This window comes from Aquimarina macrocephali (assembly GCF_051627225.1).
Lineage (GTDB): Bacteria > Bacteroidota > Bacteroidia > Flavobacteriales > Flavobacteriaceae > Aquimarina > Aquimarina macrocephali.
In genome coordinates this window covers 4129360-4150427 of the sequence record NZ_CP151795.1, presented here as the reverse complement: position 1 = coordinate 4150427, position 21068 = coordinate 4129360, and the positions used below count along the sequence as shown (strand labels likewise).

Genomic DNA, 21068 nt, shown 5'->3' with positions numbered 1-21068 from the left:
TTGGAGATTTTAGAAATAAAGATTATAATTATTTTTCTGTAGAAATTATTTTTTTAGTTTTCTTATAGTGCACCTTGTTTCTCCAATATGAAACAGCTCCAAAGACAGCTAAGAAAGCAACAGAATAGTAGACGGCATTAGGGGTAATCACCTTATCCCCACTAGCATACGAATGTAATCCTTTTAGGTAAAAATTAACTCCAAAATATGTCATTAGAATACTATAGACAGCAATAACAGAAGCCAGATTAAACCACCATCTTCCTCGTAATCCTGGAACTAATCTCATATGAATTATAAAAGCATATACCATAATACTTATCAAAGCCCAAGTTTCTTTTGGGTCCCAACCCCAGTAACGTCCCCAACTCTCATTGGCCCACATTCCGCCCAGAAAATTACCTATAGTAAGCATCACTAATCCAATAGTAAGAGCCATCTCATTGATAATAGTTATCTCTTTAATATTAAGATCCATTCGTTTCTTATTCGATTCTGTTGTCAATATCATTAATAACAACGATAGAATTCCTAAAATTGCTCCTACAAAGAATGGACCATAGCTACCTACGATAATAGATACATGAATCAATACCCAATATGAATCTAATACAGGTTGTAAGTTTGCGATAGCTGGATCTGTCCAGTTTTCATGCGCAAAAAACAAGATGATCGCAGCAACAAAGGTTGTAGCTGCAATAGTTAGATTACTTCTTTTACCAAAAGCAAGGCCTATTGCCAGAGTCATCCAGCCCACATAAATCATAGATTCGTATGCATCACTCCATGGAGCATGCCCAGAAACATACCAGCGTATAATCAATCCTGCCGTATGCAGAATAAAAAGAAGAATAACGATCCCTATCGAACCATTAATTAATCCTCTAACAATTTTATAATCTTTAAATATTCTTACAATTACAAAAATCATTAGCAGTAAACCTATCACCCCGTAGTATTTATATAATGTTCTAAAAACATCATATTTATTCAATGCAATTTCTGCTTTGATTTTTTCATCAGTTGGCAATACTTCACTCCCAAATTTTTTCTGAAAGCTTTTAATACTTGATATATATTGATCTGGCTTACTATAATCTCCTGTTTTTCTGGCTTCTCGTAAAGACTGGCGATAAATCGGAATAATCTGTTTAGTATATACAGAATCCATCCCAGTAAATTTAAATTCATTTAATTCGGGAACAGAAACCCATTTGTTACCTTCATCACCTGGAACTGGAAAAATTCTTAAAATTCCTCCTCCTAAAGCCTGATTTAGTAAATAAAATTTCTCGTGAGTCTTAAGGAAATCTTTTTCAAAACTACTAGGCGTATTGGTACTACTAGCTTTTTCTAAATAAGGAGTTAATTTATAAGACCCATCTGGTTCTACAAGATCTATTAAAGATACTCTTCTTTCAGTTTTTGGAACTCCTAATATTTTACGTATACTATCATTTTCTTTTTGGATTTCTATAATCGGAATACTATACCAGATAAATGGATTCTCTACCATAGACACAAAGACCTGATCTGCATTTAATCCTTCATAAGTATCCTTTTTGCTAAGTTTACGTAATAATTCTGAAGAAAATGTATTTACAGGTTTCATTCTTCCTCTTTCATCCTGAATCACAATACTACCAAATTTAGCCGCATGAACAGCAGGAACAACATTAGCCAAAATAACCGAATCCAATTGTGCTTTGCTAGGCAACGATGGTAAATGATTTGTATGATCAGGTTGAGATTGATCTTGTGCGAAAGAAAAAGTAGATATTATTAATGCCAAAAATATGGTTAATGCTTTTTTCTTTTTCTTCACTTTACTCAATTTATATTCTATTTCCTTAAAACGTGATCCTTTAGTAAAAAGAATTAGCATTAATCCTAAGTATAACAACATATAGCCTATGTAGGTAATCCATGTACCCCAACGATCATGATTTACAGAAAGTACAGTTCCTTTTTCATCCTGATCAAAAGAAGCTTGAAAAAACCGATACCCTTTATGATCTAGTACATGATTCATATAAATATCATACGGGCGAGAAGAATTTCCTTCTACAATATCAACTTTACTCTTAAAAGATTTATAAACACTCTCTGTACCAGGGAATTTTTCGGCTATAAAGTCATTCAATTTTAATGCAAAAGGTAATTCCATTTGTTTAGAACCATAACTAAAATACATATCCAAACCTCCTAATGAGATTTTGCTCATGTCATTATTATATCCTTTTCCTCCCAATAATTTAACTTCTTTGGTTTCTCCATTAGTAGAAACATTTATTACCAAAGCATCTTCTTGTCCTTTACCTTTAACTTCTATAGGAACTACATCATATTTACCGGTAATTACAGGATCGGGGATTACAAATTGCATTCCGGCAGTTTGATATAGAGATCTAAGCATCAAAGGCTGAAGACTGTCCTTAAATACTAATCCTTGCATCTGATCTGCCATTCTCATAAATGATCCATCAAAAGGAGATTCTATAAAGTAATCATCATTTTTATATGTGATATTTATTGCTCCTTTGGTTGGCTTATTAAAACTAACCAATATATTATGAATATTAGAAACCTCTCCTTCTCTTAAAAAATGATCATGACGATTACCATCTCCTGCTTCTACTACTTTAAGATAGTTTTCTCCATCTTCTGTCTCAACTAATCCCATCTCTGCTCCCTGGATATAGTTTTGATATGTTATCGTAACGGGTTGCTTATTATAATCTGTATTAATCGTAAAATCATTATTGGTCGCTTCGGCTAGTTCTAAGGCTTCCGCAATTATACGTCTGCGAGGTTCTCCATTAATTTCTCCATCCAAAAAAACGGATAAGTATGTTTTTTCAGAAAGAAAAGTGGATGTAGTTTCACCTTCTCTAATAGGCATAACTCCTTCATAGCTTATATATCGGGTAACAAAAGCTCCTATGATAATTAAAATAAAAGATAAATGGAGTAGTAATGTTGCCCATTTACCTTTCTTATATAATTTGTAACGTACAATATTTCCACAGAAATTAATAACGAAAAACACCATTATAGCCTCAAACCACCATGTGTTATACACCCAAATTCTAGCGGCTGTAGTTCCATGTGCATCTTCTAAAAACGTTCCTACTCCCATAGAAAACGCAAAAACAATAAATAAAACTGCCATTAATCGTGTGGAGAACAAAATACTCGCTAGCTTATCTTGCATAGTAACCTTTCTTTTTTTGCTGGGCAAATTTACTATTTTTGGCAGGATAATATACCATGATCGCCTTTTGATTTTATGGTTTTAACAGAAGTATAAGTATAAGTGATATTACTTTTTCGTTTTTCGCAAAAACATATCGCATTAGATATACTTATAATTCTAACTACTTATGAAAAAAAATATCAAAAAAAGTAAGGCCAAAACCCATTATAAATATAGAATTTGGCCTTTTTTTCTTCTATAGTGCTTTTAGATATTCGACCAGATCATCTTGTTCCTGATTTGTTAACTCCAAAGCAAAATGATCATTATAATGCATAACCACATCATTAAGAGTAGTAAATCGTCCGTCATGAAAGAAACCATTGCCTTCAGATTTAACAAATATTCCTCTTAACGGAGGTGTTCTATACATTTCTGTCGGAGATCTCTTTGCTTCAAAGTCATCGATCCCGATTTCTTCTGGAGTATGCAATATATTATCTGCAAAAGCGCGCCCCGAATGGCAAGAAGTACAATTTGCTTTGCCATCAAACAATATTTTACCCCGAATTGCCGAAGTCTCATCATAACTATCCGGATCTGGATTTGGGGCTAAGATTGATAATTGATATACTCGTAAACCTTCTAGTTTCGAATCTACCATATCTACAGGAGCACTAACATCAAACAATCCTCTTTCTACCGCAAGTGGAAATTTATCAGGATCATTTAACCTCTGATCAGAAAAATTTCCTTGTCCTCCCATGACCAAAACACCAATAAACCTATTCCAATAAGATACTTCGCCCCAACCGGTATATGTTTCATGTGTTATCCCTTGTAATCCATAGGCTGGTGGTATCACCAATGTTGCCAGTTCTCCATTCGGTTTAGTTACTTTTCCGTCCATTAATAATGTAGGTGCAAACCTTCCTGGGCCCCATGCATTAACAACACTATTAAAAGTCTCGACATCAACACTTAGAATATCAGCGAGAGCAGCATTTTTAACAAATCCCAAAATAGCTCCCACATTAAGATCGGTATTTGCCCAACCATCTTTTCTATTTCCTATTCCTGAAGTAAATGAATCATCAACTGTAGAATGACATAAGGCACATGTGATCCCAACGGACATTAATTTTTTATTTTCATTAAAGCTCCCTTTTACACCAACAACAGCATCCAAATCTAATAAAGCTACTGTGGTCATTGGATCGGTTAAATCAATACTTCCATCTGTAATACCATCTACCACAGCTTGTGGTAATACTTCGGCATCTACTTTAAGCCCTATTGCTAAAGCTGTAGCTGGATCAAGGCCAGGTCCAAATCCACCATTTGATTCTCCCAAAATAGCTTTATCCAACTCTAATAAATCTGTCCATTGTGCTTCGCTTCCAAAAGTATCGTGTCTAAATACTTCTTTTCCTTGAGCGACCAAAGCAGGATCTAAATTAAGTTCAATCGGAGGTGATATTACCAGTTCATCTGGTATCGGAATCAAATCATCATCCTTACATTGAATAAAAATTGTACTAATGCCAAATAGCATCAGAAAGAATATTGTTTTTCTTAGTTTCATAGCGGTCATTTTTATGAGTTATGTAAAAGTTTTAATTGTTGATTTACTATTGATTTTTAAGAGTCCTTCTATTTGTATAAACTAAATGAGGGTCTATTGTAAACCTTAGATAAATGGGTTTGAAAAAGGTTACAAAATTTTGCTTTTTTTTAAATCAGGATTAATTTTGGTGAGCATTATGGTTGCAATATTTTATTCTGAATTAACCTAAGCACTCCCTTTTATCTTAGAACTTGTTTAAAATAAAAATGAAAAAATGTATTGCTCTGCTTTTTAAGGGAACTTCCTTATTTTAGCCAAATGATTAGAGTTATAATTCTTGGTGCCGGTAATGTGGCCAAACACTTGTATACTGCTTTTTACAATCAAAAATCGGTAGAGGTTGTGCAGTGTTATAATCGTAAAGGATTGTCCTTACATCCTGATCAGAGAGAAGATACTATTACACAAGGTTTTAGCTCACTAAAAGAAGCTGATATTTATATTTTGGCAGTAAGCGATGATGCTATTGAGGAAGTTTCTAATCTATTACCATTTACGAATAAACTTATCGTTCATACCTCTGGCAGTGTTCCTATGAATGTCCTTACAGATACGAATAAAAGAGGTGTTTTTTACCCATTACAAACATTTAGTAGAGATAAAGCCGTTGATTTCACCACTATTCCTTTTTGTTTGGAAGCTGAAAATGAAACAGATCTTACCTTATTAAAAAAACTAAGTTCTACTCTTTCTAAAAAAGTATATGAAGTTTCTTCAGAACAACGTAATGTGCTTCATGTTTCTGCTGTATTCGTAAATAATTTCACTAATTATTTGTTTTCAACAGCAAACGATATTTGTAATGAACATGATGTCCCTTTTGAAATTTTGCATCCTTTGATTCTGGAAACCGCCCAAAAAATTACAAAAATGAATCCTGACCTGGCCCAAACAGGGCCTGGGATACGTAATGATTCTAAAACTATAAATCGGCATTTAAAAATTTTAACAGATACTACACAACAAGAACTATATAAAACCCTTACCAAAGCAATTCAATCTAAATATGGAAAAAAGTTATAAAGAATACCTGCAGCACGTTACCACCTTTATTTTTGATGTAGATGGTGTACTTACCGATGGCACTGTTATTATCAATACAGATGGCCAATTACTAAGAACAATGAACATTAAAGATGGATACGCTTTGAAAACTGCAATACAACAGGGTTTTAATATTTGTATTATTTCTGGAGGTACAAATGAAGGTGTTCGCCAACGCTTAAAAGGGTTAGGAATAACCGATATATATCTTGGAGCACATCAAAAAGTAGAACAATTAAACGAATATCTCGATACAAATAATATCAATATTAAAAATGTATTATACATGGGAGATGATATTCCCGATTTGCCGGTCATGAAAATGGTAGGATTACCAACTTGCCCTCAGGATGCAGTTGCAGAAGTAAAAGAAGCCTCTAAATATGTATCCTATAAAAAAGGAGGCAAAGGATGTGTAAGAGATGTTATTGAACAAGTACTCAAAGTTCAGGAGAAATGGGTATTAGATTTTGATGCAAAAGCATAACAATATCATTTTTTCAAAAACTAAAAACTACTTATTTAAATGAAGATCGTATTTGCTACCAACAATCTTAATAAAATAAAAGAAGTACAGGCTTTAATGCCTTCTGCTATTCAAATAGTAGGACTTAGTGATATAGGTTGTATAGAAGACATTCCTGAAACTTCTTCTACTATAGAAGGTAATGCACTACAAAAGGTAAATTATATCAAAGAGCATTATGGGTTTGATTGCTTTGCCGATGATACGGGTCTTGAAGTCGAATCGTTGCATGGTGCTCCCGGGGTATACTCGGCGAGGTATGCCGGCGAAGCCAAAGATTCGAATGCTAATATGGATAAACTTTTAAAAGAACTAAAAGAAAAAGAAAATCGCAAAGCGCAATTTAAAACTGTGATCGCTCTGGTGTTAAATGGAGAATTAAAAACATTTACAGGAGTATGTTCTGGTTCTATTACCGAAGATAAGAGAGGTAAAGGAGGTTTTGGATATGATTCTGTTTTTTTACCAGATGGGTATCTTGAAACATTTGCCGAACTTTCTTTATCAGAAAAAAACAAGATTGGTCATCGTGGAAAGGCAGTACGACAGCTTATAGAGTATTTTTTGTGATTTATCCTGAACCAGGAAAGGCCAACATTTCTCCCATACCAACAGTGAATAACCAATTACCATAAATCGCATGTTCTATAGAAACCAAGGTAGTCGATTTTGTTTTTTGATAGGTATAGGCAAATAATAAACCACCTACAAAAGTTAATACTTGTACTAAAAAACTACCCAAAAAAAGATGGGCTAAAGAAAAAAGGATTGCGTTTATAAAAATAAATAACCACTTATTATTAATTAGTCCCTCATAACGCTCATAAAAAAAAGTTCTATATATAACTTCCTGTGGCCAAACAGACAAAAATGTATACACAAAAAGAATAATTATCCATAACCCCGGTCTTTTTATCAGCACAGAAAACAACTTATCCGGAGCTATTAAAAAGACATATACTCCAGTTACTATAACTATAATGCTAAACTTAACAATGATCTCCCTCCAAAAAGGTTTCCAATATTCTTTAACAGGAAATTTCAATCTCAACAGACCTTTCTTTTTAAGAAGAATTAAAATATAAGCAAACCCCAAAACAGTAGGTATAACTTTAAAAAGAAAGTGAGAATCTAATAAAAAACTTACCGGCAGTAGTATAAAAAAACAAAATAACTCTAAGCCTTTATACATATTAGTTTCCATCCAATTAGTTTTTGACTAATTTCAGTATAAAAAATGAAACTTACACTACCAAACCCCTATTGAGACAAGAATAATGAATATTTAGCTATAATAATATGTTGTGGTATATCTATAATAATAAAAAAAGCCTCTGGGGTATGAGGCTTATTAGGGCTTGGGGCGAAATAAATTTGGGGTAAAAAAGACTAATTCTAGTTCAATGGGCTAATCAATATTTTAATTTCTTTATGTTTCTTTATTTGTATACATCAAAAGTATGTTGTTATCACTAAAATCTTACAAAAAGGCAATATAAAAAACAATCAATTATCGATAAAATGCAATAATCATAGATAAAAAACAATATTTGTTTAACATTTAATTATGATTAGGTTATAATCAACTCACAAAATATCGTATCTCTATTAGAATAAAAGTTAAAAAATCAGAGAGATAATGTATACCGGTATGACCGATTATTGTTCATACTATATTTTATACATACATATATAAAAAGCAAAAAGCCTCTGGGTATGAGGCTTATTAGGTTTAGTGGTTAAAATAATTACTCAGAATTATTTTACTGGGACAAAAAAAGTCACAAAACAATCAAAAAATTCCAATTTTTCTCTTACTCTTCTTCTTTCGTACTCCAAAAATAGAACATATCACAAAATTTATCATAAAATAGCTATGTAATAAGATTAATAATATCGACAAAAAGCACAAAAATCCGATTAAAGAATGTTTTCGTTATTATAAATCAACATTCTATCCTTTTACATCTTTTTTATTTAGGTTTAAAAGTAATTAAACTCAATGTAGACGTTGCATAGCTTTTATTAATATCGTAACATTACATCCATAAAATTTCGAATTTAGCATATGGAAAGTCAAAACATCACACCTACTGATCCCCAAAACGAAGATATCATTGAAAATAAAGAATTAAACATCTGGGAAGCATTAATCCCAATTATAGCATTGGTTATCATGTTATTCTTTAATGTCTACTATGTTTATGGAAATGAGGCAATTGATGGAAGTAATCAATTTGTTCTGCTCATGGGAGCTGCAGTAGCTGCTATAGTAGGATTCTATAATAAGGTATCCTATAAGCAAATGATGGAAGAGGTTGCCAAAAATATAAAATCGACCTCTAGTGCACTAATTATACTATTATTAGTAGGATCATTAGCAGGAACCTGGTTGATTAGCGGTATTATCCCTACAATGATTTATTATGGTTTACAAATCCTTAATCCAACCATATTTCTGGCTGCCTGTGTGATTATTTGCGCCATTATATCTATCGCAACGGGTAGCTCCTGGACTACTTCTGCAACTGTAGGTATTGCACTTATCGGTATTGGTGATACCTTAGGAATCTCTCTCGGAATGACAGCAGGTGCTGTAATATCTGGAGCTTATTTTGGAGATAAAATGTCTCCCCTATCCGACACCACTAATTTGGCCCCGGCAATGGCCGGTGGAGAATTATTTTCTCATATAAAATATATGGCGTATACAACTATACCAACTATAGTAATCACGCTACTAGTTTTTATTGTTATAGGATTTACAATTGATACATCTGGAACTCCAGAAATTAGTGAGCAGTTAAATGCTATTGATAGTGCTTTTAATATTTCTCCCTGGTTATTTATTGTTCCTGTTTTGATAATCGGTCTAATTATTAAAAAAACACCTCCTGTAGTTGCCTTATTTATAGGTACATTGCTTGGGGCTATAGCAGCAATTATTGCTCAGCCAGAAATTGTAACGACCGTTGCCGGAAGTGACGAATTCACATTCAATTCTGCATATAAAGGAGTGATGAATGCAATGACAACAAAAACATCAGTACAGACATCCAATGAAGACCTTACTAAACTCTTTACTTCTAAAGGAATGTTTGGAATGCTAAATACCATTTGGCTAATATTATGCGCTATGGTATTTGGTGGTGTGATGGATGCTATTGGAGCGTTAGCCAGAATTAGTAAAGCCTTATTGAATTTATTTGATTCTGTATTTGGGCTTTTTGCCAGCACAGTAGTAAGTTGCCTTGCATTAAATATAACTGCTTCTGACCAATATTTAGCAATTGTTGTACCGGGAAGAATGTATGCCAAAGCATACGAAGATAAAGGACTGGCTCCAGAAAACCTTAGTCGTACTCTAGAGGATTCGGGAACTGTTACTTCTGTTTTAATTCCCTGGAACACTTGTGGAGCATATCAAAGTGGAGTACTTGGTGTACCTGTAGTAGATTATTTCTTTTTTGCTATTTTTAACTGGCTTAGTCCATTTATGACATTACTTTTTGCTGCTTTCAGAATTAAAATAAAACAATTAGCTCAAAACTAACCTGCAAACAAAATATAAAGTAAAAGCACATTGAGATCAATGTGCTTTTTTTTATTCCCGAATGTTTTAAAAGTATACTTATTCGAAATAAGGAAAACAGTAATAACCTATTAAACAACTCATTACTCCTCTCTACTTACTTACGAGACACTAATAAAATTCGAATACAGCATCAAAAAACCTTCTTTTTTAGAATTTTTTTCAGTTTTTAACAAAAAAGTTAAGAATACGATTGTCAAATACATGTATTTATAGATTTTTGAAACCTTAACATAAACTTAATATTATGAAAACAATTCAAAAAATTATTCGCATTAAAATGGTTCTAATCATGTTTGGAATCGCAATTTTTTTAAATTCTTGTTCTAAAGAAGAAGTTTCTGAAGAACTATCAACAGAAATTCCTTCTACAGATATTAGCGCTGCTCAAGCAGTTCCTAATAGCTATATTATTGTTTTTAAAGAGGATGAAAAATTAAAAAAGAACAAACAAAAAGTAACTCAAAAAGCATCTGGTATCTTATCGAAGTACAAAATTTCTTCAAAAAAAATGAAATTTGTTTACGAAACTGCGATACAAGGATTTAACGTTGACGATATTTCTACAAAAGAAGCTGAGTTACTTAAAAATGATCCTGACATTCTTGCTGTAGAACCTAATTACATTGAGAAGTTAGACGTTACTGTAGAACAAGGAGTAATGCCTACTGTAACAACAGGAAAAGACTCTAATAAGGCTGCAGCTACCACTGGTTATTTTGAAACCGGAGGAGATTATGTAGACTGGGGAGTTGCAAGAGTTGGAGGATACACCTACTCTACCGGAAAAACGGCTTGGATTCTGGATAGCGGTGTGTATGCACACCCTGATCTTAACATCGATTATAACCGTAGTACCACTTTTGTAGACAACAATTGGGGAGACAGAAATGGGCATGGTACTCACGTGGCAGGAACCATTGGTGCAATGCACAATGGAGATGGTATTGTTGGAGTTGCTCCTGGGGCTACAATTGTTGCTGTAAAAGTATTAAGTGATGGTGGAGGTGGAACACAGGCACAAATTATTGCAGGAATCAATTATGTTGCTAATAATGCGAGTTATGGTGATGTATGGAACTATAGTATTGGATTTAAAAAAAGGACTACTAGTACAGCTTACGAAACTGCTTTTAAGAATTTAGCCAAAGTTACTTTTGGAGCTATGGCCGCGGGTAATAATAATGATGATGTACAATATTACTCACCACAAAGAGCATATATCGAAGGATGCTGGGTAGTTGGAAACATGACCAATACAGATGCTGCTGCAAGTGGTTCTAGCTACGGAGATAATGTACATGCATGGGCTCCCGGAACAGGAATCTGGTCTTGTGGTATAGGTGGTAATGAATTTGCACAAAAATCTGGTACTTCAATGGCTTCTCCTCATTTGGCAGGTATATTACTTATAAATGATGGTAAGATTTATAGTGATGGTGATGTTACTAAAGGAGGACATACAGCTTCTATAGCAGTTGCAAAAAAATAAAATCATTCTAATGATATATTCTTAGAAATTAATTAGTTGTAAATAAGCAAACTTAGTTGTTTGTGTATTCTGTAAAAGGCTGTTTAACATGTTAAACAGCCTTTTTTATCACTATACACAGTACAATGAGAAACTTTATAAATTCATCTTTCAATTTACTGCTCATATCTTTATGCATGACAAAAATTTACGTAATATAAAAATGCGTTGATTTGTCATTCCGTTGAAGAATAAAATCTATTCATTAATAAAACAATTCCAGCCTTTAGTTTATCTGAGTAAGTTAAGTCGATGGACTGAAATAACAAAAAACAACGAAGCCACATGCAGGTTACTGATTATCAATAACCCATATTGAAATATGGATCTCTTATCTTGTAGTTAAACATCATATATGTTAAAAGGCTGCATGAAAAATATCATACAGCCTTTCCTTTTTACCGCCAAACGGTAATTCAAACTAAACTAACTAGTTTTTTACCATAGTAGGATTAACTACCAAGCTAGAAATCATTTTCACTTTATTTGATACCGTAGCATAGTTTGGTGAAAATTGGATAACCTGATCAGCAATTTCTTTAAAATCTTGCTCTGTACCGTTTCCTTCAACAGTAAAACAATATTCTACCGCATCATATCCCACAGGAGAAGTTTCGTTTATACCCAGAAATCCTTGTAAATCCAAAGTTGATTTTATTTCTAAAGAAACTCCTTCTAATTCGATTCCCTTTATTGAAGCCATAGCAACAAAAGTTACCATCATACAGCCAGAAAGTCCACCTAATAAATAATCCTGAGGTGTTGGAGAAGAATGCTCTCCTAATAATTGTTCTGGCTCATCAATAACAAAAGAAAAACTGTGAGGTATTTTCTCATCTCCAAGCTGTAATGCATTGGTTTCAACCCCTACTTTTGTACCACCTAACCAGGTTGCTTTAATACCACCAGAATACATTCCATTCTTAGGATCCTGCTCAACTGTATTTTTGTAAGCTCCTAAAGCCTCTAAATTAATTCCGTTAATCATAATGTTTAAAGTTTTAAATTGTTAATGTATTTAATTTAAGTATCCGTGATCTATTAACTGTTGTTGTACTTCCATATATGTATCTGCATATAATTTATCTACTTCACCTTTAGATAAGAAAGAACTAGAGAATCCTGGTTTTTCTGGATCTATCATTAGTTTTACAGATTGCATAAAGTGTTGTATCAATTCTTTTGGATTCTCATTACCAACAGATACTCTCATTGTAGTTTTGTGAATACCTGCTTCTAGTAATGCTTCTTTATTTAACTCTGAGTGAGATGTAAATGCAGGACATAAAAGTGTAGTGTTAATCTGTCCTAAACTTACCTGAAGACCAAATGCAGGAGCCAAAGTATCAAAGAACATTTTAAATGCCTTATCCGATACTTTTGCTTTTTCAAAATCAATAGTAAATAAAGGCGAAGCTAATTGATACTTACTAATCTTCTTCATAATCTCATGATTATGATTATTTTCTAATCCATTGCAGTGTACTGTTATACCAGGATTAGAGTCAAAAAACTTAGCCAGCACCAAAGTATTTACGCATTTTTGAGCCATTCTCATACTTAGTGTTTTCATACCCGATAACACCTCGAATGCAGTATCAGAATTTAAGAAAGCACCCTTGATGTAGTATACATTCCAGAATAAAGTTTCATCCCATTTTATACCATCTACTTCATCCCCTTTAGGTAAGAACATTAAGTTATTTTTACCTATAATACCTCCCGCTATTGCATTACCAGATCCAGTAATATCTTTGGTATAACTATGAAATAAGAAATCTGGTCTACACTCTTCATCTTCATGTTGTAGTGGTTTGATCAGGAATGGTGTTGCTACCGTAGCATCCAGCATTACTGTTGCTCCGTTTTGCTTAGAAAATTTACAAATAGCAGGCACATCCAGCATATAACCATGAGGATTACATGGAGACTCCATATACACATGTAATTTATTACCAGAAGAGAGTATATCCTGGTAATCTTCTTTGGCTTTTTCTAATACTGGTTTAAAATCTTCTATAGAATATCCATCAAACCAAACTACATTAATCGCGAACTTATTCTTTTTAGCAAAAAAATCTTCGATTAACTGGTAAACTCCTCCATAGATATTTCTAGAAAGTATAAGAACATCTTTATGATTTAATACATTACTCAATAGCGCATCTACAGCAGCCATACCACTATTAAAATTCCATGCGGTATACTCATCTGCATATTTACCTGCTTCTATATGTACCATATGGGTAGCCAGAGCCATAGAAGTAGGGTTTAATAATCTGGAGTATATATGATGTATCGATTCTTTACCATTAAAAGCATCGTCAACCCATTCTGTACAAGAGTAATCATATGTAGAAGTACGTGCAATCACTGGAGTCGCAGAAAATAAAGCTGCAATATTATTAAACAAAGGATGAGGTCCTTTGGCTTGTAAAGACTCATCTGATTGCCCTAAAGACTGATAAGTTTTACTTAATGGACTTTGTAATGTTTCTAATACTTTTGCTATTTGGAAAGATAAAAAACGCTTAGCATTAAAATATGCTACTTTTTCTCCCTGATCTAATTTTGCAATGGTATTATTTGTTATTTCCTGTAATTTAGAAATATCTGATTGTGCATTGTAAATATCCATAGCAGCACCTTTCAGGGCTTCTCCATATGCACTATCAACATCTATTTGAAAATGTTCTAACTGTTCGATTGCCAACTCTTCTATAGTTGTACTTGCTGTAGATTTTCTTCTAGGTGATAATACTTTAGCTATATCTATGTTTTCATTTTTTGCTATAGCTTCGTCTGATAACATCTCTACGTTTTCTATACTATTCATATCTATAATTTATTTAAAGGTTAAAACATGCGATTTTAGTTGTGGTCATTTCCCGTATAGCAGATTTTACTCCTTCCCGGCCAATACCACTTTGTTTAATTCCGCCAAAAGGCATCATATCTATTCGGTAATCTGAAGAATCATTAACCATAACCCCACCACACTGTAATTCGTTAACCGCTTTAAATGCGGCTTCGATTGAATTTGTAAAAATCCCTGCATGCAATCCGTAAGGAGAATCATTACTTGCGTTGATACCTTCTTCTAATGAACTAATTCTGGAAATTGTTGCTACTGGCCCAAAGATTTCTTGTTTACCATTTAATGGGTGATCATGATTTCCTTCTATAAGCGTTGCTTCAAAAGCATTGCCTACCCGGTTTCCTCCACATAAAACTTCGTAACCAGATTTTTCTAAATCAGAAATCGAATGCTCTATAACATCAATTGCATCTTGAGTAATAATAGGTCCCATGTCGGTATTAGCATCATTAGGATCTCCAAGTTGTATTGATTTAGAAAGAGTAACCACTTTTTTCTTGAACGCATCGTAGATCGTATCATGAACATACATACGTTTTACGCCCACACAGTTTTGGCCTGCAGCCCATACCATACCTCCTACACAGTTTTCTGCGACAGCATCTATATCAACATCATCCATGACTATTACCGGAGAGCTTGAACCAAGTTCCATTGCCACTTTTTTAATTCCTGCAGCTTTTATGATTGCCTCTCCGGATTTTGTTCCCCCAGTAAAACTTACCATATTAACACGCGAGTCTGTAATTAATGCATTTCCAAAATTACTTACCGGCCCGGTTATGATATTTAGAATATGATAAGGTAAACCAGCTTCTAGGAATAACTCACCTAGTTTTATTGCAGAAATAGGAGTGAAATCTGAAGGTTTAAGTATAACTGCATTACCAGAGGCTATTGCAGGGCCTAATTTATGTGCCACCAAATTAAGAGGGTCATTAAATGGTGTGATTGCTGTAATGATACCTATTGGATCATATACATAATAACCTGTTCGGGAAGCAGCACCAGCGAATGCATTAAAAGGCACAGTTTCTCCCGTAAGCCTTTTAGCTTCTTCACTACAAAGGGTTAATGTATTGATACATCTATCCACTTCTTTAGCCGCCTCAATTTTAGTTTTAACTCCCTCGTTTACTATAGTTTGGGTAAACTCTTCTTTTCTTTCTTTTAAGAAAACAACTACCCTGGCTATAATTTCACTTCTATCATATGGTGATAAATTTCTGGATATCTCTTTTCCTAACTCTGCAGATTTCAAAGCTTTTTGTATGTGATCAGCATCAGCACAGGAAACAGAATACACCTCTTTTCCTGAATAAGGATTTAATACCGATAATTTTGTTGAACTTTCTACCCAATCTTCTCCAATTAACATTTTCATGGAATCAATCTTGTCTAAAGTGCTTATCATACCTCAACTATTTTTAATTATTGATAATACATCTGAGAATACAGAATAGCCTGTTTCAAGTTTTCCAGCTCCAGGTCCTGTAACCATAAGTTTTCCTAAGTATGCAGTAGAGACTTCTATCGCATTAGTAACACCTCCTATATTTGATAGCGCATCTTCGTTATCCAAAGCTTCTGGCTGTACTCTTGCTTTTATAGTCTTACCAGTTTTTGTTAGACTCCCTATAAGACGAATGTTTTTTCCTTCCTTTTTAGCAGCATCCAGTTCTTCTATAGAAATAGCATCAATACCAACAGTAGGTATATTTTCTAATCCCAGATCAACACCAAAGACTTTATGAGAAAGTATAGCTACTTTTCCTCTTGCATCATACCCCTTAACATCATTAGTAGGATCTGCTTCTGCATATCCCTTTTCTTGAGCAACTCCTAATGCATTTTCAAAAGAGTCTCCCTGGGACATTTTTGATAGTATATAATTACTTGTCCCATTGAGAATTCCTCGTATACTTAGGATATCATCTCCAGCAAGGCATTCTTCTATTAATGAAAATGTAGGAGTACCACTTAGTACTGTACCTTCATATCGTAACATCGCTTTATTATCATTTGCTAACTTGTTTAGTTCTGTATAATGCAATGCAACCGGACCTTTATTTGTAGTAACCACATGTTTACCATTAGTAAGAGCGTCTTTAATGAAAGTATATGCAGGATCTCCTGTTGTATAATCACTATAAGTTGCCTCTACAATAAGATCTACACTATCTATTTCAGAAAGAGAATCCCCATCTTTTAATGAAGTATCACTAATTTTTTCCCCATTATTAAGTTTTTTTAAAAGCTCACTAATATCTATCCCCTGTGGATTATATATGTTTCCTCTTGCAATATCTTTGACAGCTACTACCTTGATATCACTTCCAAATTTTTGAGAAATCCAATCTGTTTTTTGCTCCAGAATTTCTAAAAAACCTCTACTTACGGTACCCAATCCTATTATACCTATATTCATTTTTGAATTTAATTTTATAAGTTCACGAACAAAATTCACTATATTTACAAATTATATGAATTATATTCATATTAAATTTTAGTAAAACCGAAATAAATTCTAAATAGATAGTAGATATGAAGTTAGATCAGAAGGATATTCAGATTTTGAACTTATTACAAAATAATGCTCGGCTTTCAAATAAAGAGTTAGCTGCAGAGCTAGATATTGCGCCCTCTACCTGCCATGAGCGATTAAAAAGATTAACAAGAGAAGGATTTTTTAAAGCTTTTAATGCTGATCTTAATTTAAAAAAATTAGGAATCAATGTACAAGTAATAGTCGCTATACGTTTAAAAAAGCATGAAAGAGAAATTATAAATTCTTTTATTAAAAGAATACGAACACTTAAAGGAGTTATTAAATTTTATCATATGGCCGGTGATACCGATTTTATGATCCACATTGGAGTAAAAGATTCTGATGATCTTAGATCTTTTATTCTTGATAAATTAGCAAACTTTAGTTACATAGACCATATAGAAACGGCTATGATTTTTTATGATGAATGTGTATGTAATCTTTCTATTTTCGAATCTGAAAACTAAAAACAGCTAATTCACAAAGAACTACTTGTTAACTATAGGAATTGGATTTTTATTATTATCTATGGCAACAAACTTGAAGTGCCCAGAAACTGCAAGTTCTCTATCATTGCTATACATATCTTCTTTGTAAATATCAACTTTTACCAAACAACTAGTTCTTCCTACTTCTGCAATTCTTGCTACGAGTTCTATAATGGTTCCTTCGGGTATTGGTTTCCCAAAATCAATTTTATCTGTAGAAATGGTGACTACTTTCTTTCTGCTAAAACGAGTAGCACATATAAAAGACACTTCATCCATAAGCTGTAATGCTGTACCACCAAATAAAGTTTCGTAATGATTGGTAGTATTAGGGAATACAGCTTTAAAGATTCTTGTTTCAGATTTATTAATCAATTCTTCTATAGCATTCATACAATTGTGATATAGTTTTTTCTTATCATTTTACCTGTCAAAGGTAAATCTTATCATACTATCTTTGCCATATACTTAAAAAAACTTCGAATGAATATTATAGAAAGTTTACATTGGCGTTATGCCACCAAAAAATTCGATAATAAAAAAATCCTTTCTCAGGAAAAAATAGATATATTAACAGAAGCTTTTAACCTTACTGCCACTTCATATGGCTTGCAACCCTTAAAATTAGTGGTAATTAAGAATAAAGACCTGCAAAAAGAACTTACTCCACACTCCTGGAACCAACAGCAAGTTGCCGATGCATCTCACGTGCTGGTATTTTGTATCGAAAAGACAATAGGAGAACAATACATATCTAAATATTTTGATAATGTAAAAGAGATAAGAGATACTCCCGAAGAAATATTAAAACCTTTTAAAGAGCATCTTGTAGATTCTTTTACTTATAAATCCCCTGAAGAGATATCCAATTGGGCAGCAAAACAAGCATATTTGGCCTTGGGAAATATACTTACCGTATGCGCTATCGAAAAAATAGATTCCTGTCCTATGGAAGGTTTTATACCAGAAAAATATGATGAGGTCCTTAATCTTAATGATTTAGGATTAACATCAGTACTGGTACTACCTATTGGGTATAGAGCAGAAGATGATATGTTTTCTGAGTTCAAAAAAGTAAGACGCCCAATTAAAGATACTATCATTACTATCTAAATTTTGGTTTCTTAAATTTTTATTCATTCTATAAAAATTATTCTATATCATCGTAATTAAAAAAATCTAGTATATCCACTGTAAAATCAAAACTCTTTTCGGTATTTTTGCCGGAAAGAGTTTTTAATTTAACACTATACCTATGCCAGGATTTGAGTTATTTGGTGCTGAAGAGCAAAAAGAAGTTCAAGATGTTTTAGATAATGGAGTTTTAATGCGATATGGATTTGATCCTATGAGAAATGGTCATCATAAAGCGTTAGAATTAGAAAGAGATTTAGCAAACAGAATGCAATCCAAATACGCTCAGGTAGTATCCAGTGGAACTGCAGCTTTAACAGTTGCATTGACATGTGCTGGTATCGGATCCGGAGATGAAGTAATTATGCCTACATTTACTTTTGTAGCAAGTTTTGAAGCTATATTATCTGTTGGAGCCACCCCAATACTATGTGATATAGACGATACACTTACTTTGGACCCTAAAGCTGTTGAAGCATCTATAACTTCAAAGACAAAAGCAATCATGCCCGTGCATATGTGTGGATCTATGGCAGATCTTAGTGCATTAAAAGTAATTTGTGATACGCACGATCTTATTTTATTAGAAGATGCTTGTCAGGCTATCGGAGCCACTTACGATGGAAAACCATTAGGAAGTTATGGAGATCTGGGTTGTTTTTCTTTTGATTATGTTAAAACAATTACTTGTGGTGAAGGTGGGGGTATAATTACTAATTCTGAAACCTATGCAGATCGGGCACACAAATACCAAGATCATGGTCATGACCATGTTGGTAATGATCGCGGTGCAGAGACACATCCATTTTTAGGATATAATTATAGATTATCCGAACTAAATGCGGCAGTGGGAATTGCACAGCTAAGAAAATTAGATCACACACTAACAATCCAGGAAAAAAACTATACTATACTTCGCAATGCTTTAGCAACAGTTCCCGAAGTTTCTTTTAGAAGAGTTCCAGAAACAGGAGTAGAAAATCATTCATTTTTAAATATATTTTTACCTACAGAAGATATTGCCAGAAAAGCACATAAAGCTTTAGGAGAAAACGGTGTAGATGCTTGTTTTTATTGGTTTGATAATAACTGGCATTACTATAAAAAATGGGAACATCTTTTAGAACAAAAATCTCTTAGTAAACTATCTCAGGAAATACAATTAGGGTTACAAAAAAACAATCGGTCATTTGATGCCAGTGATCTATGGATGGGGCGTACTATTTCTTGCCTTATCAAATTAAACTGGACTGAAACAGAAGTAGCAGATAGAGCTTCAAAAATGGTTGAAGCTTTAAAAGGTGTCCTTGTAAAAAGTGTACTATAAGATAAATATCAGATTTTAATACTCAACATAGTCTACGATTTCTAAACCGTATCCAATCATTCCAACACGTTTTTGTTGTACTGTATTAGATACTAATCGTAGTTTATGAATATTAATATCATGTAGAATCTGTGCTCCTATACCAAAGTCTTTAGTATCCATGGCAATTTTTGGTGCTTTTACTATATCTTTTCCATTTTGAATTTCTTTTAAGGCACTTAAACGTCCTAAAAGATTAAGGGATTGACTTTCTTGATTAATAAAAATTATCGCTCCTTTACCTTCAGCATTAATACGTTGAAACATAGCATCCAGTCGCTTATCAGCGTTATTGGTTAGCGTTCCCAGAATATCATTATTAAACAAGGTAGAATTAATTCTTGTAAGCACAGGTTCGTTTTCTTTCCAAGAACCCAATGTCAAGGCAATATGCACTTGATCATTGGTTGTTTGCTTATAAGCTCTAAGTCTATAACTTCCAAAACGTGTGGTAATATCAAAATCTTCTTTTTTCTCGATCAGAGAATCATGTTGCATACGATAAGCTACAAGGTCTTCAATCGATATTAATTTAAGGTCGAATTTCTTAGCAACCTCTACCAATTGAGGTAAACGCGCCATAGTACCATCTTCGTTCAAAATTTCGACCAAAATCCCTGCTGGTTTAAATCCTGCAAGTCTTGCAAGGTCTACAGCTGCTTCGGTATGCCCTGTACGCCTTAATACTCCTCCATTTTTCGCTTTAAGCGGAAAAATATGCCCCGGTCTTCCCAAGTCATCAGGTTTTGTATCTTCCTGGATCAATGCATTTATAGTCTTGGCTCTATCATGTACAGAAATCCCTGTTGTACATCCATGCCCAATTAAATCTACCGATACGGTAAATTGGGTTTCGTGCAAAACGGTATTGTTCTGAACCATCATATTAAGATTTAACTCCTCACAACGATCTCTTGTGAGTGGAGCACAAATCAATCCACGTCCATGGGTTGCCATAAAATTGATCATCTCTGGAGTTACTTTCTCTGCAGCAGCAATAAAATCTCCTTCATTTTCACGATCTTCATCATCTACCACAATAATCACCTTTCCTTGCCGAATATCTTCAATGGCTTCTTGAATGGTGTTCAGTTTCATTTTGTTTGTGGTATTAGTTGCTTGTGACATAATCATACTC

General features: G+C 33.5%; 17 protein-coding genes. 8 read left to right on the top strand and 9 right to left on the bottom strand.

What is annotated here, in order from left to right; translation table 11 throughout:
• Window positions 1-28: 28 nt before the first annotated feature.
• Together ccsA and AAFU52_RS18140 are read right to left on the bottom strand one after the other, a co-directional pair.
• Window positions 29-3214: a cytochrome c biogenesis protein CcsA gene (gene ccsA / locus AAFU52_RS18145; protein ID WP_024771104.1), complete on the bottom strand. Its 3186-nt coding sequence runs from the start codon at window positions 3212-3214 to the stop codon at window positions 29-31.
• Between the two features lie 238 nt (window positions 3215-3452).
• Window positions 3453-4781, bottom strand: a complete 1329-nt coding sequence (locus AAFU52_RS18140) for a hypothetical protein (protein WP_438422950.1) — start codon at window positions 4779-4781, stop codon at window positions 3453-3455.
• Between the two features lie 300 nt (window positions 4782-5081).
• Between AAFU52_RS18140 and AAFU52_RS18135 the strand changes: the two genes are divergently transcribed.
• Genes AAFU52_RS18135 through AAFU52_RS18125 form a run of 3 tightly spaced genes read left to right on the top strand, consistent with a single transcriptional unit; the run spans window position 5082 to window position 6963 of the window.
• A complete protein-coding gene (locus tag AAFU52_RS18135; RefSeq protein ID WP_438422949.1) occupies window positions 5082-5846 on the top strand; it encodes a Rossmann-like and DUF2520 domain-containing protein in 765 nt (254 codons plus the stop codon).
• On the top strand, window positions 5830-6354 hold the full coding sequence (locus tag AAFU52_RS18130) for a KdsC family phosphatase (RefSeq protein WP_438422948.1): 525 nt from the start codon (window positions 5830-5832) through the stop codon (window positions 6352-6354). The genes AAFU52_RS18135 and AAFU52_RS18130 overlap by 17 nt, the downstream gene beginning before the upstream one ends.
• A gap of 39 nt (window positions 6355-6393) precedes the next feature.
• On the top strand, window positions 6394-6963 hold the full coding sequence (locus AAFU52_RS18125; RefSeq protein WP_438422947.1) for a non-canonical purine NTP diphosphatase: 570 nt from the start codon (window positions 6394-6396) through the stop codon (window positions 6961-6963).
• A gap of 1 nt (window position 6964) precedes the next feature.
• Here the strand turns inward: AAFU52_RS18125 and AAFU52_RS18120 are convergent, their stop codons facing one another.
• Complete coding sequence (locus AAFU52_RS18120) at window positions 6965-7597, bottom strand: CPBP family intramembrane glutamic endopeptidase (RefSeq protein ID WP_438422945.1); 633 nt, start codon at window positions 7595-7597, stop codon at window positions 6965-6967.
• Between the two features lie 864 nt (window positions 7598-8461).
• On the opposite strand from AAFU52_RS18120, the gene nhaC reads away from it, so the two are divergent.
• Both nhaC and AAFU52_RS18110 read left to right on the top strand, forming a co-directional pair.
• Window positions 8462-9946, top strand: a complete 1485-nt coding sequence (gene nhaC, locus AAFU52_RS18115) for a Na+/H+ antiporter NhaC (protein WP_438422944.1) — start codon at window positions 8462-8464, stop codon at window positions 9944-9946.
• A 286-nt stretch (window positions 9947-10232) separates the two neighbouring features.
• Window positions 10233-11477, top strand: coding sequence for a S8 family serine peptidase (locus tag AAFU52_RS18110; protein ID WP_438422943.1), 1245 nt, complete (start codon window positions 10233-10235; stop codon window positions 11475-11477).
• A gap of 469 nt (window positions 11478-11946) precedes the next feature.
• On the opposite strand, the gene AAFU52_RS18105 is transcribed toward AAFU52_RS18110, so the two are convergent.
• The 4 genes from AAFU52_RS18105 to AAFU52_RS18090 are packed head-to-tail and all read right to left on the bottom strand — an operon-like array spanning window position 11947 to window position 16822.
• Window positions 11947-12504, bottom strand: coding sequence for an OsmC family protein (locus AAFU52_RS18105; protein WP_438422942.1), 558 nt, complete (start codon window positions 12502-12504; stop codon window positions 11947-11949).
• Between the two features lie 30 nt (window positions 12505-12534).
• Window positions 12535-14352, bottom strand: a complete 1818-nt coding sequence (locus tag AAFU52_RS18100) for a trans-sulfuration enzyme family protein (RefSeq protein WP_438422941.1) — start codon at window positions 14350-14352, stop codon at window positions 12535-12537.
• Between the two features lie 13 nt (window positions 14353-14365).
• Window positions 14366-15808, bottom strand: a complete 1443-nt coding sequence (locus AAFU52_RS18095) for an aldehyde dehydrogenase family protein (protein ID WP_206538799.1) — start codon at window positions 15806-15808, stop codon at window positions 14366-14368.
• 3 nt (window positions 15809-15811) lie between these two features.
• On the bottom strand, window positions 15812-16822 hold the full coding sequence (locus AAFU52_RS18090; RefSeq protein ID WP_438422939.1) for a homoserine dehydrogenase: 1011 nt from the start codon (window positions 16820-16822) through the stop codon (window positions 15812-15814).
• A gap of 116 nt (window positions 16823-16938) precedes the next feature.
• Here AAFU52_RS18090 and AAFU52_RS18085 point away from each other — a divergent pair, with 116 nt between their 5' ends.
• Window positions 16939-17409, top strand: coding sequence for an Lrp/AsnC family transcriptional regulator (locus tag AAFU52_RS18085; protein ID WP_024771116.1), 471 nt, complete (start codon window positions 16939-16941; stop codon window positions 17407-17409).
• 21 nt (window positions 17410-17430) lie between these two features.
• Here AAFU52_RS18085 and AAFU52_RS18080 read toward each other — a convergent pair whose 3' ends face one another.
• The gene (locus AAFU52_RS18080; RefSeq protein ID WP_024771117.1) at window positions 17431-17823 is read right to left on the bottom strand and encodes an acyl-CoA thioesterase; all 393 of its coding nucleotides are present in this window, start codon (window positions 17821-17823) and stop codon (window positions 17431-17433) included.
• Between the two features lie 90 nt (window positions 17824-17913).
• Between AAFU52_RS18080 and AAFU52_RS18075 the strand changes: the two genes are divergently transcribed.
• Both AAFU52_RS18075 and AAFU52_RS18070 read left to right on the top strand, forming a co-directional pair.
• On the top strand, window positions 17914-18543 hold the full coding sequence (locus AAFU52_RS18075) for an NAD(P)H-dependent oxidoreductase (RefSeq protein WP_024771118.1): 630 nt from the start codon (window positions 17914-17916) through the stop codon (window positions 18541-18543).
• A 142-nt stretch (window positions 18544-18685) separates the two neighbouring features.
• On the top strand, window positions 18686-19891 hold the full coding sequence (locus AAFU52_RS18070; RefSeq protein WP_438422937.1) for a DegT/DnrJ/EryC1/StrS family aminotransferase: 1206 nt from the start codon (window positions 18686-18688) through the stop codon (window positions 19889-19891).
• 15 nt (window positions 19892-19906) lie between these two features.
• Here AAFU52_RS18070 and ribB read toward each other — a convergent pair whose 3' ends face one another.
• Window positions 19907-21028: a 3,4-dihydroxy-2-butanone-4-phosphate synthase gene (gene ribB / locus AAFU52_RS18065; RefSeq protein ID WP_438422936.1), complete on the bottom strand. Its 1122-nt coding sequence runs from the start codon at window positions 21026-21028 to the stop codon at window positions 19907-19909.
• Window positions 21029-21068 lie beyond the last annotated feature (40 nt).

What these genes read in the sequence shown, in the direction of transcription:
- ccsA (WP_024771104.1), bottom strand. Translation starts at nt 3,214, where the DNA reads ATGCAAGATAAGCTAGCGAGTATTTTGTTCTCCACACGATTAATGGCA.
- AAFU52_RS18140 (WP_438422950.1), bottom strand. Translation starts at nt 4,781, where the DNA reads ATGAAACTAAGAAAAACAATATTCTTTCTGATGCTATTTGGCATTAGT.
- AAFU52_RS18135 (WP_438422949.1), top strand. Translation starts at nt 5,082, where the DNA reads ATGATTAGAGTTATAATTCTTGGTGCCGGTAATGTGGCCAAACACTTG.
- AAFU52_RS18130 (WP_438422948.1), top strand. Translation starts at nt 5,830, where the DNA reads ATGGAAAAAAGTTATAAAGAATACCTGCAGCACGTTACCACCTTTATT.
- AAFU52_RS18125 (WP_438422947.1), top strand. Translation starts at nt 6,394, where the DNA reads ATGAAGATCGTATTTGCTACCAACAATCTTAATAAAATAAAAGAAGTA.
- AAFU52_RS18120 (WP_438422945.1), bottom strand. Translation starts at nt 7,597, where the DNA reads ATGGAAACTAATATGTATAAAGGCTTAGAGTTATTTTGTTTTTTTATA.
- nhaC (WP_438422944.1), top strand. Translation starts at nt 8,462, where the DNA reads ATGGAAAGTCAAAACATCACACCTACTGATCCCCAAAACGAAGATATC.
- AAFU52_RS18110 (WP_438422943.1), top strand. Translation starts at nt 10,233, where the DNA reads ATGAAAACAATTCAAAAAATTATTCGCATTAAAATGGTTCTAATCATG.
- AAFU52_RS18105 (WP_438422942.1), bottom strand. Translation starts at nt 12,504, where the DNA reads ATGATTAACGGAATTAATTTAGAGGCTTTAGGAGCTTACAAAAATACA.
- AAFU52_RS18100 (WP_438422941.1), bottom strand. Translation starts at nt 14,352, where the DNA reads ATGAATAGTATAGAAAACGTAGAGATGTTATCAGACGAAGCTATAGCA.
- AAFU52_RS18095 (WP_206538799.1), bottom strand. Translation starts at nt 15,808, where the DNA reads ATGATAAGCACTTTAGACAAGATTGATTCCATGAAAATGTTAATTGGA.
- AAFU52_RS18090 (WP_438422939.1), bottom strand. Translation starts at nt 16,822, where the DNA reads ATGAATATAGGTATAATAGGATTGGGTACCGTAAGTAGAGGTTTTTTA.
- AAFU52_RS18085 (WP_024771116.1), top strand. Translation starts at nt 16,939, where the DNA reads ATGAAGTTAGATCAGAAGGATATTCAGATTTTGAACTTATTACAAAAT.
- AAFU52_RS18080 (WP_024771117.1), bottom strand. Translation starts at nt 17,823, where the DNA reads ATGAATGCTATAGAAGAATTGATTAATAAATCTGAAACAAGAATCTTT.
- AAFU52_RS18075 (WP_024771118.1), top strand. Translation starts at nt 17,914, where the DNA reads ATGAATATTATAGAAAGTTTACATTGGCGTTATGCCACCAAAAAATTC.
- AAFU52_RS18070 (WP_438422937.1), top strand. Translation starts at nt 18,686, where the DNA reads ATGCCAGGATTTGAGTTATTTGGTGCTGAAGAGCAAAAAGAAGTTCAA.
- ribB (WP_438422936.1), bottom strand. Translation starts at nt 21,028, where the DNA reads ATGAAACTGAACACCATTCAAGAAGCCATTGAAGATATTCGGCAAGGA.